At 70.2% G+C, this 15,551-nt stretch carries 10 protein-coding genes and 2 CRISPR repeat arrays; of the genes, 5 read left to right on the top strand and 5 right to left on the bottom strand.

The window, feature by feature from the left end; genetic code table 11:
• Window positions 1–3,091: 3,091 nt before the first annotated feature.
• From cas3 to ACFYZS_RS33125, 3 genes are all read right to left on the bottom strand, one after another.
• Window positions 3,092–5,431 carry a CRISPR-associated helicase Cas3' gene (gene cas3, locus ACFYZS_RS33135; protein ID WP_389021066.1) on the bottom strand — a complete coding sequence of 780 codons (2,340 nt, stop codon included), beginning with the start codon at window positions 5,429–5,431 and terminating at the stop codon, window positions 3,092–3,094.
• A 345-nt stretch (window positions 5,432–5,776) separates the two neighbouring features.
• Window positions 5,777–6,294: a CRISPR direct-repeat array (repeat unit 29 nt; unit sequence CGGACGATCCCCGCAGGCGCGGGGGCGAC).
• A 180-nt stretch (window positions 6,295–6,474) separates the two neighbouring features.
• Window positions 6,475–6,953: a CRISPR direct-repeat array (repeat unit 28 nt; unit sequence GGACGATCCCCGCGGGCGCGGGGTCCAC).
• Between the two features lie 435 nt (window positions 6,954–7,388).
• Window positions 7,389–8,570: a protein-L-isoaspartate O-methyltransferase gene (locus ACFYZS_RS33130; RefSeq protein ID WP_389020820.1), complete on the bottom strand. Its 1,182-nt coding sequence runs from the start codon at window positions 8,568–8,570 to the stop codon at window positions 7,389–7,391.
• 260 nt (window positions 8,571–8,830) lie between these two features.
• Entirely contained in the window at window positions 8,831–9,931 is a 1,101-nt protein-coding gene (locus tag ACFYZS_RS33125) for a hypothetical protein (protein ID WP_389020818.1), read from the bottom strand.
• A 1,028-nt stretch (window positions 9,932–10,959) separates the two neighbouring features.
• Between ACFYZS_RS33125 and ACFYZS_RS33120 the strand changes: the two genes are divergently transcribed.
• From ACFYZS_RS33120 to ACFYZS_RS33110, 3 genes are all read left to right on the top strand, one after another.
• Window positions 10,960–11,184: a hypothetical protein gene (locus tag ACFYZS_RS33120; protein ID WP_389020816.1), complete on the top strand. Its 225-nt coding sequence runs from the start codon at window positions 10,960–10,962 to the stop codon at window positions 11,182–11,184.
• 13 nt (window positions 11,185–11,197) lie between these two features.
• Window positions 11,198–11,890, top strand: coding sequence for a multiprotein-bridging factor 1 family protein (locus ACFYZS_RS33115; protein WP_389020813.1), 693 nt, complete (start codon window positions 11,198–11,200; stop codon window positions 11,888–11,890).
• A gap of 205 nt (window positions 11,891–12,095) precedes the next feature.
• Complete coding sequence (locus tag ACFYZS_RS33110; RefSeq protein ID WP_389020810.1) at window positions 12,096–12,689, top strand: hypothetical protein; 594 nt, start codon at window positions 12,096–12,098, stop codon at window positions 12,687–12,689.
• A 181-nt stretch (window positions 12,690–12,870) separates the two neighbouring features.
• On the opposite strand, the gene ACFYZS_RS33105 is transcribed toward ACFYZS_RS33110, so the two are convergent.
• Window positions 12,871–13,680 (bottom strand): aminoglycoside phosphotransferase, encoded by an 810-nt coding sequence (locus ACFYZS_RS33105; protein WP_389020807.1) that lies wholly within the window; start codon window positions 13,678–13,680, stop codon window positions 12,871–12,873.
• A 319-nt stretch (window positions 13,681–13,999) separates the two neighbouring features.
• Between ACFYZS_RS33105 and ACFYZS_RS33100 the strand changes: the two genes are divergently transcribed.
• A complete protein-coding gene (locus ACFYZS_RS33100) occupies window positions 14,000–14,233 on the top strand; it encodes a hypothetical protein (RefSeq protein WP_389020804.1) in 234 nt (77 codons plus the stop codon).
• 91 nt (window positions 14,234–14,324) lie between these two features.
• On the top strand, window positions 14,325–15,032 hold the full coding sequence (locus tag ACFYZS_RS33095) for an HNH endonuclease family protein (RefSeq protein ID WP_389021063.1): 708 nt from the start codon (window positions 14,325–14,327) through the stop codon (window positions 15,030–15,032).
• Between the two features lie 53 nt (window positions 15,033–15,085).
• Here ACFYZS_RS33095 and ACFYZS_RS33090 read toward each other — a convergent pair whose 3' ends face one another.
• Complete coding sequence (locus ACFYZS_RS33090) at window positions 15,086–15,355, bottom strand: hypothetical protein (RefSeq protein ID WP_389020802.1); 270 nt, start codon at window positions 15,353–15,355, stop codon at window positions 15,086–15,088.
• Window positions 15,356–15,551 lie beyond the last annotated feature (196 nt).

Raw genomic sequence — 15,551 nt, 5'->3', positions numbered from 1 at the left:
GATCCACGCGGGCGCGGGGTCGACGGTGGTGCCCATCCCTCATACCCCGAGCCCCACGGACCATCCCTGCAGGCGCACGGGCGACGATCAGCCGCGCGGACAGGTCATGCGCACCATACGGCCCATCCCCGCGGGCGCGGGGTCCAGGGCCGTGGTCTGCCACAACACTCACCGGCAGTCGGACGATCCCCGAAGGCGCGGGGTCCAGACGTCCTTCACGTTGCCCAGCGCCCCGTAGTCCGGACGATCCGCGCAGGCGCAGGGTCCAGTAGACGGCCAGACCCAGACGACCGAGGCTCGACGGACGATCCCCGCAGGCTCGGGCTCCAAGCGCGGTCGGACACCTACAGCTATGCCGGTTCCGGACGATCCCCGCAGGCGCGGGGTCCACACAGCCCCCGGCATGGCGCCGTTGGCAAAGAACGGACGATCCCCGCGAACGCCAGCGCGACACCGGCCTGACCCGTCTGGGCTACGCCCACGACGGAGGATCCCCGCAGGCGCGGGGGCGACGCGGTACCCGCCGGCACCGGCTCCGTGGGCGACGGACGATCCCCGCAGGCGGGGGGCGACGTTCTGCCGGTAGCCGGTGCCCAGCAGCCCGTACGGACCATCCCCGCAGGCGCAGGAGCGACGCGGCGACCACCTCGAAGAACACGATCTTGTCTGGACGCCCCCGCGGGCGCGGGGTCCACTTGCTCGTCGTGCCGGTCCGAGCGATCACGCGCGGACGATCCCCGCGGCCGCGGAGTCCACGGACCCTGGAAGTTCACCCGCGAGCAGCTTCGCGAACCATCCCCGCCAGCGCGAGGGCTGCATCCGGTCGTTGGGCGTGAAGACCTGGCCGTACGGACGATCCCCGCCGACGCGGGGTCAACTTGCCCGGCCTGATCCAGGCCAGGGCGGCGCGGGACGATCCCCGCGGGCGCGGGGTCCACCAGCCGTCGGCGTCAGTGCCCGAGTGGCCCTGCGAACGATCCCCGTGGGCACGGAGTTCACCGCGATCGCGCCGTCCTCGTCGACCGTACTAACCAACGCTCCCCGCAGGGCGCAGGCCGGCAACGGGCCTCTCTGAGATGGCCCGCTCACGGGCAGACCATACCCGAAGGCGCTGAGCCGATCCGAGGCCTGATTCCTCGGCCATGACCTATTCCGGGGCGTCCCCGCAGGCGCGGGGACGACACGGGCCTACAGGTCCGCATGAAGCCACTCAGCGGACGATCCCCGCAGCCGCCTGGGCGACACCTTCTGAGCTGGAACTCTACCGGCGCTCCTCGACAGCAGCCGGAGAATCCAGGCTCTCGTACCCCTTGCCGGCGTCGCATTCCTAGGCAGCGGGCCATCCCCCAGCAAGCTCGGGTCCACCACGAAGTCGGCAGGCATTCCCCGCGCTCGATCGGACGATCCCTCGCGGGCGCGGGGGCGACCAGGTCGACGGCCGCGGCAGCGTCGTCACCGCAGGACGATCCCCGCAGACGCGGGGACAACTGCGCGGTCGGCTCGCAAGGGCCCGTACGCTGCGGAGCACCCCCGCAGGCGCGGTGTCCACATCCGGTCTCCGGGCTCGGCGGGGATGGAGCACGGACGATTCCCGCAGGCGCGGGGGCCACGTCAGCCGCGCCTTGTCGGTGATCTCGACGGCCGGACTATCCCCGCAGACGTAGGGACGACGGCATCGGTGCCACCGTCGCTGCCTTCAAGGACGGACGACCCCAGCAGGCGCAGGGACGACCCCAGGACGACCGCGCGGAAAATCGGAGTGTGTCCGGACGACCCCCGCGGGCGCGGGGGCCACTCCACCCCGGCGGAGACCAGGTACACGTACCCCGGACGATCCCCGCGGGCGCGGGGGCGACGTCTTCGTCGTCCTGCCGCCCGTTGTCTCCATGGGACGATCCCCGCAGGCGCGGGGGCGACATCGCGCAGACGATGAACTCCGCCACCAGCCACGGACGATACCCGCAGGCGTGGGGTCCACCTTCGCAGCAACGGCCCTGGCCAGGGCGCCAGCGGACTATCCCCGCGGGGCGAGGGCGACAAATCCCAGACGGTTTGCCAGGACTTGCCGTACGGACGATCCCCGCAGGTGCAGGAGCGACAGGCAGCTCGATGACGATACGCGCGTCCACTGCGGACGATCCCCCAGGCGCGGAGGCGACTGGTCCACGTCTGTGGCGGGCTCTTCGCAGCATGGACGATACCCGCAGGCGCGGGGCGACCGGATGTTCGTCTCGGTCCAAGAGCCGTCGCTCGGACGATCCCCGCGGGCGGGGCGCTACGACTGCGTCGTGTTGTCGACGCACATGGCCCACGGACGATCCCGCAGATGTGGGGCCACGTCTATCGGGCTCCGGCGGTTCGGGTCCGGGTGCGGACGGTCCCCGCGGGCGCGGGGTCCACCTCGACGACGTCGACATCCGCATGAAAGCCCTCGGGCGCGGGGTCCACATGCCGTGATCGTCTTTCTTCAGCGGCTCCTCCGGACTATCCCCGCGGGCGCGGGGTCCACCACTTGTTCGTCCAGTTGACCTCGGTGGTCTGCGGACGATCCCCGCGGGCGCGGAGTCCACCTGGGCGCGTTCGGCGTCGGGCTCGGCCGGTTCGGACGATCCCCGCAGGTGCGCGGCCCACGCGATCGGCTCGGCGCTCGGCCTTTTGCCCTGCGGACGATACCCGCAGGCGCGGGGGCAACACTTTCTGAGCTGGGATTCTATCGGCCAAGGTCGCCGCTTTCGTGCGGTTGCTTTCATTACAGACGGAGATGGGAGGCTCCACGCGGGCGCGGGGGTCCACGTTCCGCTCTGCATGAGGACACCGCCCTGCCGAGGACGATCCCCGCGGGCGCGGGGTCCACGCTCTGGCAGGCTCGCCGATCACCGGCTCGCCCGGACGATCCCCGCAAAAGCGGCGTCCACGTAGTGAGGACATCCTCGGTGTCGCGCGCCCACGGACAATCCCCGCAGGCGCGGGGACGACACCTGGTCGACGGTGGAACCGTGCCAGTTGTCCGGACGATTCCCGCAGGTGCCGGGGCGACACTTTCGGAGCTGGGACTCTACTGGCCAAGGTCGCCATTTCGTTTGGTTGCTTTTCATCTCAGGCAGGGATCGGGGCGCGCGATCCACGCGGGCGCGCGACGATGCGCAGATCCTCCTCGCGGACAACCCCCACGGCGCGGGGTCCACTCCGAGGCTCCCTGGAGCTGGTCCTCGTGCTGCGGACGATCCCCGCGGGCGCGGGGGCGACCCCGCCCGTAGATCATCTTGCGGGCGAAAAGGAAGGCCGGCTCCCGGCCTTCGCGCGGCTGGAAGCCGGTGACGAACACCTTGGGCGTGTGCAGCCTGGCCGGGCGATCCGTACCGTCATGGCGGTGGAGGCGTCCGATGCGCTGCAGCAGGAGGTCGACGGGAGCCAGATCCGTCACGAGCAGGTCGGCGTCGACGTCGAAGGACTGCTCGGCGAGCTGGGTCGCCACCAAGATCAGCCGTCCGCCCGGCAGCCGGGGCCTGCGCGGCCCGAGCAGGCTCAGGCACTCCTCGGTCAGATCGGCACGCCGGGCCACGGTGAAGCGGGCGTGCAGGAGGCGCACTTCGGCGTCGCCGAAACGGCCGCGCAGCTCTTCGAAGAGGCTCTGCGCCCGCGCGACGGTATTGCGGATGACCAGAGCGGTCCCGCCGTCGGCGAGTTCACCCTCCAGCAGATCCCCCACGGCGGTGTCCGCCTCGCTCTGCAGCCGCTCCCGCTCCTCGCGCCCGCACCCGGCGCCCGCGATCCTCTCCGGCATCGCGCGCACGGCCACCGGGAGGTCCGGGCGCCAGCTCTGCGTCGCGGCTGCATGGAACTGCGGCTTGCCACAGGCCAGCCAGGCAGTGGTGACACGCGGATAGCCCTGCGCAGCCGGAACCTGCACCCGCAGCTCCTCCTTCGACGCCGCACCGGCAAGGTAGGACTCGAACAAAGCCTGCCGCTGAGCGGGGGCGAGGGTAACGGACAGGACGATCACGGGCACACCCGCCTGACCCAGCCAGCGCAGCGCCTCCCCCAGAAACTGGGACATGTACACATCGCACGAGTGGACTTCATCGAGCACCACGACCTTGCCCGCCAGCCCCGCCATCCGCAGCATCACATGCCGCGTACGGGTCGCCGCGTACAGCAGCTGATCGACGGTTCCCACCACGAACGGCGCCAAAAGCCCGCGCTTGGGTCCCAGGAACCACTCCGCGGGCGCCTTCCGCTCCCGCTCACCACACCCGTCGTGCGCCAGACCGTACGGGTCGTCATCCATCCCGAACTCATCCACACCCCCGTACGCCTGGTCCGCAGCGGCCTCCGCGCTGTCCAGGAGTGCCTTCCATTCCCGGTTGAAGGCTCTCTTGCCGTGGAGCAGAACCACCCTGGAGGCAAGGTCCGCGTCGATGGCCTCCAGCCAGCGCCGCGTGCGGGTGAACATGGGATCGCTCGTCGCCTGGGTCGGCATGCCCACAAACACGCCATCCGCACCGAACCTGGCGGCCACCACCTCCGCCGCGGCCTGGGCCGCCTCCGTCTTGCCCTCCCCCATCGGCGCCTCAACCACCATCAGCCCCGGGCCGCCCATCGCGCGCGCAGCGCCGACGACCATCGCCTGCGACCGCCGCGGCTCGTATCCGAACCGATCCCCGAACGCCTCGGGCCCCGCAACGGCCAGCGCACCCCAGCCCCGCTCAAGGCCCAACGCCCGCCACCCCGCCGCCGCCCGCTCACGCGAAGCATCCGCGCTCACCCGCTTCAGGTCGTCCACCCCGGTGAAGAAACGCTCGTCGCTCGCGATCCAGTCCGCCATGACCACCAGACCGCTCAACTGCAACTGCAATGCCCGCGACGGAACCACCACAGGCTGCGGATCACCCAGGCCCTCAAACCCCATCTCCCGAGTGAAAACGTCCAGCACCACCTGCTGAACCTCCCGCCACAGCCCCCTCCCCCTCAACTGCCCCTTGGCCGTCCTGGGCTCCTGCACATCCCTCAGCGACGGAAACGCGCCATGATGCCCCGCCACCAAAGGCCACACCCAGTCCACCTGCTCCGCCGGCCAGCCGGCCAAAACCAGCAGCTCACGCGCCATCAACCCCCCGGCCCAGTCGTGACGCCAACGCCTCTGGCTCCTGGCCCCCGACCCCGCAGCCGCCTCCACCCAGGCCAGCCCCGACGCCCGAACAGCCTGCGCACCCTCAGCCCACAACCGCTGATGCGCCGGCGTCGCCTTCCCGACATCGTGGATCCCGCACAGCCAGGCGAACAAACCCCGTCCCCGCCCCGGCCCGCTGGCGACCGCATCCAGAGCTGACCGTGTCGAAGGAGCAAGCATGCCGTCCCACAACAACTCGCCCACCGCAGCCGTATCCAGAAGATGCCCCAACAACAGGCTCGTGGTACCCCCCGCCCGCACACGCGACTTGCCCCACAACACCCCCAAAGCCCCCGCAGCAGCAACGCCGTACCGCTCCTGCAACTGCCCTAAATCCACCACACCTCCACACGCTCCACCGAAGAACACCAGAGACTAGAAGCCACCACTGACAACCCGACCCGACCCGCACAAACGACCCTCAACGCCCCCAACAGCAGCAGACCCCGACGGAGCACCCCGCAAGCGTGCGATCGAACCCGATCACCCGCCTCGGGACCCTGAGCAGCCGCGGACGCGGAAGCAACGGGACTCGCCCAAGCAGAGCGGCCAACGACCGACGATCCCCGTGGACGTAGAGTCCAAAGCAGTCCAGCTCGCCAGCACGGAACGCCACCCGCAGGCGCGGGGACGACATCCTGCGAGGGGAGCCACAGGTACCCGAAGCGCGGACGATCCCCGCAGGTGCGGGGGCAACCTGCTGCTGGTCCTCCGCAACGCCCTGACCGACGGACGATCCCCGCAGGCGCGGGGGCAACGACCTCTTCGCCCGCTTCAACCGCGTCTCCCGCGGACGATCCCCGCAGGCGCGGGGGCAACGCCGTGTTGGTCAGCCCGGACTCCAGGGTGTCCGGACGATCCCCGCAGGCGCGGGGGCAACAGGACCGCGGTCGGCGTGAACACGACCCGGCCCGGACGATCCCCGCAGGCGCGGGGGCGACGGGGGTTGCACCGGAGGGGGGTTGGACCGTTGCGGACGATCCCCGCAGGCGCGGGGGCGACGCGCCGGTCCACTGGTTCTTGGTCCGGCCGAGCGGACGATCCCCGCAGGCGCGGGGGCGACGGTATCCAGCTCTGGGCCAACGTCTCTGACGTCGGACGATCCCCGCAGGCGCGGGGGCGACACTTTCTGAGCTGGGATTCTATCGGCCAAGGTCGCCGATTCCGATTGGTTGCTTTCAGTACAGGCGGAGATCGGGCGCGGGCACGACCTGCTCGACAGCAGCCGAATAGCTCTGGAATCCGAACCCTCCGCGCAGGTATTGGGACGACACGCACATGGGGAACGCCGCGTTCCGCGGCAGCGGACAGTCCCCGAGGGCGCTGGGTTCGTCCGTACACAGCGGGACCGATGACCGCGCATACGGACGATCCCCGCGGGCGCGGGGTCCACGTGCTGCTGGCCGGGCACGGGGTCCACGGCGGGCCGGGCGTCGGCGAGCACGTCCAGGTAGGACGATCCCCGCGGGCGCGTCCACACCGTGGCGACGTAGCCGTAGGCCCGCTCCATCGGACGATCCCCGCGGGCGCGGGGTCCACGGCCTGGAGGTCGGCGGCATCCTCTCCGTCACCGGACGATCCCTGCGGGCGCGGGGTCCACGATGGATCCGCCCGGGAGGGACGGGCCCTGCTCGGACGATCCCCGCGGGCGCGGGGTCCACCGCACGCCGCGGCGGATCCGCCGGCGCTCAGGCGGACGATCCCCGCGGGCGCGGGGTCCACCCGGCACCGGTCCGGCCGGACACCCAGTTGCGGGGACGATCCCCGCGGGCGTGGGGTCCACACCTTTTGATCTGGGGTTATGTCAGCCCAGGTGGCTGTTCTCGTTCAGTTGCCTCGGGGATGGGAAAAGCAGGCCCGCCGTGATGTTGCCACCGTATCGCCGAGAAGGGCGCTTGCCGTAAATCCGCATCAAGCACACAGGCTCCCTGGGCCCCTGCGCCCAGCTCGCCCTCACAACCCGTGCCAGATGCTGAGGGATGTCAGAGACTCCATCATCGAACTCCGTCGGTGACGCGACCGCAAACCGGCACCGCCATCACCGCGGTGACCAATCCCGCTACCCTCCAGCGCTCCGTCCCCGCCACCCTGGCCCTGTTGATCACCGCGCTTCGAAGACGCCGCCGCTGCGGATGCGGCGTTGGGGGTGCAGGTCGGCTGGGCTCCGCCTCACCATGCCTTCCTGACCGTGCAGTGATGTCGACGTCAGGTTCCAGGACTAGCTTTCGGCGACCGGGCTCGCGGGAGAGCCCGCCCACACGACGGTCGCACCCGCAGTCACGGTCAGCCCGTACCTGTCGACGCTCGGCCGACCGAGCTCCTCCCACCGCCTGTAGGCGGCAGTGACCTCATCCCACAGCCGTCGGGACCCGGCCTGAGTGACGGCGAATTCGGCCGCGGTGCGGCCGTCGTAGTCGACCGTCGCCCAGGATCCGGTGGCAGGATCTTGGATCTGGAGGCGGGTGTGGGCGTGGTCACCGCTGGTGTCCCAGACGAACGAGGCGCCGGGGACGGTGAGGCCGATGTGGAACTCGGCGTCGAGGTCGCCGCCGGCGACCGCCCACGGCGAGAGCCCCGTCGCCGAGAACGCAGCGCTGTCGTCGCCCGCGGGCGTGGTCGTTGCGGGGAGGGACTCGGCGTGAGGGCGTGCCATGGGCATGAAGGAGGCGAAGGAGTGGAAGCGTCCTTGTGCCTGACCGGCTTCGGTGGCTGTGAGTTCGAGGGTGCCGTAGCTGCACCAGGCGGACGTCCAGGGGGTGACGATGCGGCCGACTCCGATCCGGAGCCCGGCGAGCCATTCTGGCGGGATGTGGTCGACGGAGAACGTGGCCAGAACGATGTCGTAGGGGGCGTTCGGCGGCCATCCGCCTGCGCCGTCCGCGGCGACGACCGTCGGCGCCCGGCCGACCCTTTTCAGGTTCTCCTGCGCGGTGGCGGCGAGGTCGGGGTCGAGGTCGATGGTGGTCACCTGCTCGTCTCCCGCCAGGATGCACAGCAGTCCCGCGTTGAAGCCGGTCCCCGCGCCCAATTCCAGCACCCGCAGTGGGGCTTGGTCGGGGCGGTTGGGTTCGGTGAGGCCGGCCAGGAGGAGCATGCGGGCGACCATCGACGGCATGGACGCCGAAGAGGACGGCAAACCGTCGGTGAAATGAGTGACCAGCGGCTGATCCGTGTAGGCCGCGGCGAGCCAGTCGGCGGGATCCGTCGTACGGTCCACCGGCCGGTAGCCGCCCGAGCCGTCACGCAGCCAGATCCGGTCCGGCAGGAACCGGTGCCGGGGCACGTGCTGGAAGGCTTCCTGGAGGCGTGCGGGCAGGGGCCGGCCGAGCTGCTCGGCGACCTGGCCGAGCAGTCCGTCGACGAGCGTGCCGGTTGCGGGGGCGTCCGGGGCGGTGGGCACGGCTACTTCTTGGGGCTGGGGTTGCTGGGCGGCGGGGGCGGGGGCGGGGGTGGCGGCGGAGGGGGGACGGGGCGGTTGGGCTGATGCCCGTCGTCACCGATCGGTGATCGGTGCTTGCCCTCCACGATCCCTGACACAGCAGACCTCCCACAGGTCGACAAGCCCCCAACGGTATCGCTGCGGGGGCGGGCACGGCAGAGCGCATGCCGGACATGACCAGACCCTGCGTGGCTGGTTCCCGCCCCCCAACGGAGCCGAATTCAGCGAGCGGTATCGACGAGCCTGCTGGTCATCGTCAGAGCCTTGCGCTCGGCATTGCGGCGGGCCGCCGCTCGTCGCAGCCGGTCAAGGGTTCCGTGCCTGCCGTGGCATTTCGGTTCACAGGGCATCTGGGGCTCGGGGCCCAGACCGGTCACCCGGCAAGCCTCTTCCTGCGGGTCCCCCATGAAGGTCATGGCATGGTGGTACTCCGCGATGTCGCACTTCGATTTGACGCGGTGCAGTTGCAGGTCGAGGCGGCCCTTGGCACTGCCGGGGGCGTCGAACCAGATGCGGCAGTCGTCCTGCCCGTACCGGCAGCCGCAGCTGCGCATGTCCTCGGTCAGGGCGATCCCGTATACGGGGTGGGTGAGGTCTGTGATGAGGGTGTCGTGGTCCTTCCAGTGGTCCGCGCCGAAGGTGAGGCGGAACCCGTAGGTGTTGGTGTGCTTGGTGAAGGCGGCCATGTCGAGCCAGTCGGCTCCGGAACGGAAGATCATCAGGCGCCGCAGGATTGCGCTGCCCAGTGAGGCCGACTCTGCCCACGCTTCGCCGAACCAGCGGTGCTCGTCGGCGAAGGCCTTCTCGGCACGCGTCGGGCCGCTGAACCGGAAGGGCACATCGGCGTTATCCGCTGTGGCGGCGAGCCGGCGAAGGGCCTCGGCTTCCTTCCAGGCGTGCTCCGGTACGCCTTCGAGGCGGATCCGTGCGGTGCTGTTCGGGTATCCGACGTCGATGCGGTTGTGGCCGCTGGCGAGGATCCGCAGTCCCGCGATCCCGCCGAGACTGTCCGCGTCCCCGGACGAGAAGAGTCCCCAGGAGATCATGTCGGTCAGGGCGTGCGGGTCAGCGTCAGGAGCGAACCGGATGACGCAGTAGTCCTCGCCCGGAATAACGCGGGTGATCCACAGCGGACTGGTGGTGTAGGTGGTCGGGTTCTCCAGCAGGGCACGGAGTACGGATGCCTCCAGCAGTTCCTGCTGGCCTGCGGGACGCGGGATTGGCGGGCTGCCGACCGGGAGCAGCTCCATACGGGCCTTCGCGCCGGCCCAGGTTTCACCGGTGTAGCGGCGGCAGAGATTGACGTGATCGTTCGCGCGCATTGCGCAACAACTCCTCGTGGATGCTGCTGCCGGATCTGAGCAAGAGGTAGTTGCCTGCGAAATCAACTCAGGTACGCCATGGACCAAGTCGGGGGTGAGGGTACGCCAAGGCTTTCGACACGCTGCGCCATTGATCCGGAACGACGCACGACGAGGGCTCCCTCAGCCCACGGCCACCCTACGGCCGCCAAGACGCTCTCCGCCGCATCAACACGCCGACGGCAGAACCCGGCACCGTGTCCCCGACACGACAGGTACACATCTTGGTCCTGCTGCGCCGGCGGAGCTCTACCTGACGCAGGGAAGCGGATCGGTTTCCCCGGTGAATCAAGCCACCCGGCCGGGCGAGTTGCCCACACCCCTTCTAGACCCGCAGCATGTCCGGCTACGACCCGAAAAAAGCGAAGGACATCAGGGGATCATGCCGAAGATCCTCAACCGCGGGCTGGGGCCGGCATCCGCAGGAGCGTCAGGCGCTGCTCCGAGAGCAGTGCGGGCCGGGTATGCCAGGAGCCGGGCCCCAAGGGGCGCCGGGTCCAATGGCAGACTCGTGCGCCAGCACGATCGTGCGGATTTTCCCTGGTGGTGCCGCGGTTGGAACCGGTAGCAGGTCAGGGTCAGCCGCCAAGGGGGTGCCCCTGGCGTCGCGTCGATGCTCGCAGTCGAGCGCAGGGTAGGGCAAGGACCTGCGGGACGCGTACGAGCCAATCCCACTCCACCCGACGGCCCACACGCCTAGACCTGGCCAGAGGGTGTGCGCGGGTTTCCGTTCTCGCAGGTGAATGACTATCCGATCACTCGGATGAGCCTACTTAACGGCTGGGGCACTGCCGGGGTGTGGCGGGACACGCCTGAACCAAACGGGGCGCGTGGCCGATGGGGGTGTGCGCGGGGGTGCCAGGATGCTCTCGTCTCACGGCGGCGCCAGACGCGGTGAGGCTCAACCAGGTTGGAACCGGGGGGACTTCACGTCCCCGGACCTACGCCGTGGCCCGCGGGCCGCACCGTCGAGCAGATTGGGATCATCTATGTCACATTCCGTAGTGGATCGGCGGCAGTCCCCGGCGGGTCACGGCGTCGCGGTCGCCGTCTCCACGTGCTGCGCCACCGTGCTCGCCGCCACCGGCACCCCCATCTCCGATGCGCTGCTCCTGGTCGCCGGTGCCGGCGCGGCCGGTGCCCTGTCCGGGCGCCTCGCCAGCGGGATGCTGGTACGCGAGGTGATCCGCAACTTCCTCAACTCCTCCGGCTGAAGGCAGATCAGAGGTGGGCCGGCCCGAACAGCCGTTGCCGTACCCGGACCGGCCCCTTGGGCGTCTCGCCCAAGCACTCCGCAACGCGAGGGTCAGAGCAGACTTCACCTTCTCGGAGCTGGCCGACGAGGTAGTGGGGTTCAGCGAGTCGACGCTGAAGCGCGCCGCTTCCGGCAAGACCCTGCCCACCCGGGAAACGGTCACCGCGTACGCGCGCGCCTGCAACACCGAGCCCGGCCCGCTTCTGAACCTGTGGGAGGCGGCGGTCGAGGAACGGCGCCCTTTACGCCCCGCGGTACCCAGGGTCACGAAGATCCGCGATGCGGCCGCCCTGGGCGCGGCGCTGCACAGCCTGCACGTAGGGGCGGGCAGCCTCAGCTGCCGGGAGATCGAAAAGCGCACCCGCAACAGCCCCGGCATCATCAGGGTGCCCCGCACCACCGCGCATCAGATCCTGTACCGGCAGCGCTTCCCCAGCTCCCGCACCCAGCTCACGGCCCTCCTCACCGTCCTGGGTGTCCCCGCAGTCGAGCACGCAGGCTGGCTGCAGGCCTGGTCACGCGCCAACCGGCAGCGCCCGAGCGACCGTCATGCAGCCCGGACCAGGAAGGACCAGCTTCAACGCCGTATCACCCAACCCCGTGTGCCTGCACCGTTCGACAACACCACCAGCGGCAACGGGACGACTCCCCCCGACGCGTCCTGAGGTGACTACCCCGGACGATGCCTACCTGATGCGGCTTGGTGGGTTCTCGAACTCAAACGCCCCGGGCGCTGAGCACCCTGCTGTCGCGGCCTCCGATGCGTACCGCTTTCGGTGAATCCCGGTACACGACCGCTGCGGTCCGGGCAGCCTGGGGTCTGCGGGCCCAGGCCGTGGGACCGGCCCGCTTCACAGGGTGCGGGAGGGGTTGATCGTTTTGGACAGGGTGCTCAAGGCGCTGGGGGCCGCGCACGAGGGGTCGGTGGGAGTACTGCTGTCGGATGGCACGGAGCCGGGCCCGGTCTACTTCGACGTGGGCAGCGGTCCGGACATGCCGTCGTCAACGGAGTGGCACGCCTACGACGGCCGGCGTGGGCGGCCCCGGGCCATGCTGCTGCGGGGCAGCTGCTCATGTGGCTGGCGCGGCGCAGCCGAGTACCGCCTCGACTGGACCACGCTCGCCGCCGACCAGCCCCTGTACGAGGCCGACGTCGACCTGACCGGGCCGATCGGCGACTACGAGGCCCACGTATCGGTGGTCCGGGACGCAGCCGTCCCACTCCCCGCGGAGCTCACCGGTCTGCTCACCGAGCTCGTCCGGCAACTCGATGTCCTCGCTGTCGAGGAACCGCTGGTCGTATTGAAGGCACTCGCCGACCTGCGGTACGTCATCGGCCAGACCGGCCAGGACGCCGCGTACGAACTCGCCGCCCTCGACGTGCCGCTCGAGGACGTGGCGACCGCGCTCGGCACGAGCGAGACCGCCGCCCGCACCTACCTCAACGACTACCTCCACCCCTGACCCGGTGGCAGGCCTACAGCCACGCCCAGTCCGCCGCCACGGTCGTGGAGGCCGAACGTCTCCCCGGAACACGGCGGGAGACCGTGTGCGCACGCGCAGCCGCCGGGCCGACGCCGCCGCCACCTGAACAGCCATGTGTTCGGGAGGCAGGGCACCGGCTGCCCGGGGTGGGGTTGGGTCGTCAGCGCCAGTGCGCGGCCCATGCGCGGGCGGCCGTGATCGTCTCGTCCAGCTCGGTCATACCGTGCTCGCGCCAGTCCTCCCAGGAGCGCGCCTCCGCCTCCGCAAGAACCCACACCCCCTCGCGAGGAGCGTCAGCGAACGCGGGAATGGACCGGGCCCAGCGCGCAGCGTCCTCGACGCTCTGCTTGCCGTCGAGGACCAGGCAGAATCCCCACAGTGCGGCGTCGATCCATGCGGGGCCGCGCATGGCCCACGCCCAGTCGATCATCCAGACTCGGCCGGTGCGCTCGACCATGAAGTTGGTGGCGGCCGGGTCCGAATGAACCAGCCGGTCCCCCGTCAGGAGCTGTTCGTGGACCGGGTTGCAGTATTCGCCCCACCGGTCCCAAGGCGTCAGCTGAACTTCAGCCGGCGCGGGCAGCAGACTCAGCTCGCGCAGGGCTGCGGCGACCGGCTCCAGGTGGTCGCCGTCGTCGCCGAAGTACGCCCATGCCGAGGCGTGGGCGCCCTCGAAGCAGAGCAGCAGCCACCCGCCGGCCTCCTCCTGCCATAGCAACCTCGGTGCGACGGCAGGAGTGAACGGGGCGACGGCTGCTTCGGCCTGCAGCTCGCCGATTCGGGGGTGGTCCAGTGGGAGACCCTTGACGAACACCATCTCCGGGCCTGACGACGGCCAGAACAGCGACGCGAGCGCGGAACTGGTCCCCGACTCCACCTCCGCTCTCGGGCAGTCCTCCCCCACCCGGGCCGCGATCGCCTGCCGGGTTTCGTCGGGAAGCTCCTCGAATGGGAGCCGGTCAACGCGCATGACCGGTCAGTCCCCTGAACGCGGCTGCTGCGGATTGTTCGGCGGGAACGATGGGTTCTTGTCCGGACGGGTCGGCGGATCAGTTGACGGACGCCCCGGTGGCGGCTTCGACGTCGGCCCGGGAGACGACGGACGCCGATCAAGCACAGGAACGGTCATGGCGGCGAAGCTATCGCCCGCCGGCCACCCGCCACCCGGCAATAGACGAGATTGGCGGTATCGCGCCGCCGCCAGCCGGCCGGGGCCTCCCGAGGACTCAATGGTGTGATCCTCACATAGACGCGGGACCCACACCTGGTCGCAGGTGGTTCCCTGGGGTATGAGCGACGAGAGCATGATTACGATCGAGATCCCGGGCCAGGAGAAGGCCGCACTCGAAGCTGCGCAGCGGATCTCAGCCCTGTTCCTGTCGTCCGGTCCGTGCCGGCTGCGCCTTACCCCCGGTCAGACAGAGGTGCAACTGCTCGTACGCGCCAACGTCAGCCGGGACCCGGGTGAAGGCGGCTACCTCGACCCTGACGGAGCTGAAGGAGCAGGCGCGTTTCTGCAGTGAATCCGGCCGCCCGCACGGGTGAGTTGTCCCCAGGGGGCCTATCGGGGTGGGCGCCGGGCCCGCTACACCGGCCTTTGTGATCAAGAACCTGATGCTGCGCGGCCTGCCCGCGCTCGCCCTCTGCACCCTGCCCCTGTTCACCGCGGCTCCGGCCGCACACTCCGCACCCACCGCCACGGCGGCACTCGCGGCCCCCGTGGCCGCTGGTCCTGCCGGGCTGCAGGCACCGATGCCGCTGTTCGAGGCCATCGACCGCCTGCCCGTCGCCGCAGAGCACCGCGAGGGCTACAAGCGGGACCTGTACAAGCACTGGAACAAGGGCCTCAACACCGGGGACGGCTGCGACACCCGCAAGGAAGTCATCCTCGCCGAAGCCCTCGAAGCGCCGCAGGTGGCGGCCGGCTGCAAGCTGACCGGCGGCACTTGGCGCTCCGCATACGACAACGTGGTCGTCACCGACGCGGCCCGCCTCGATGTAGATCATTTTGTCCCGTTGGCGGAGGTTTTCGACTCGGAGCAGACGACCTGGAGTGCGGCGCGCAGGGAGGCGTACGCGAACGACCAGGCATCGCCGGACACGCTCATCGCGGTGTCCGCCGCATCCAACAGGAGCAAGGCCGATAAGGATCCGGCGGAATGGCTGCCGTCGGACGGCTCCTACCACTGCACATACGCTGCCACGTGGGTCGCCACGAAGCTGCGCTGGGACCTGGCCGTCGACGAGGACGAGCGCCAGGCCCTCCTCGGGCTCGCCCAGGACTGCCCGACCACCACCGTCGTCTACGAACCCGCGCCCTGAGTCCCGGTCGGCCGACTACGGTCGGTGAAAGCCACGGTCTTCGCCGACCGCAGTCAGGCGTCCGGGGTGAGGCCTGCTTGGCGGGCGGCATGGCGCCGGACCTCCTCGGACACCGGGATCCGGGGCGTGGCCGGGCTGCGGGTGAGGACCAGTCCGTCCATCACCGTCCGGTAGGCCGTGACGAGCACGATCAGCAGACTCGTGCAGAGCAGGACCTGTGACGTGCGGCCGTATCCGTACGTTCCGGCACCCCAGCCGGCGACCGCCACGAGCACGGCGAGCAGGAATCCGTCCACCGCGATGCGTTCACGACGGCTCAGCATCTTCAGATCCTTCCGACGTGCCGCGGGCCGGTCGGAGCCTGCCACCAGCCGCGACCGCCCATGCGGACCGTGAGGGTGACCTGCAGAAAGTGTGTCCGGTCAGCCTCGACCGAGGGCGCGCGTGCGGCCAGGGGCCTGCACGTCCGCCCTTGACGTGTCGTCGGCACGGGGCGGCTTTCGCGTCCCCCACCCCGGC

Origin of the sequence: Streptomyces sp. NPDC001903 (genome assembly GCF_042891345.1) — a bacterium.
In the GTDB taxonomy this organism is placed as follows: Bacteria; Actinomycetota; Actinomycetes; order Streptomycetales; family Streptomycetaceae; genus Streptomyces.
The sequence above is the reverse complement of the archived record's forward strand: the minus strand, read 5'-3'. Positions and strand labels throughout refer to the sequence as shown.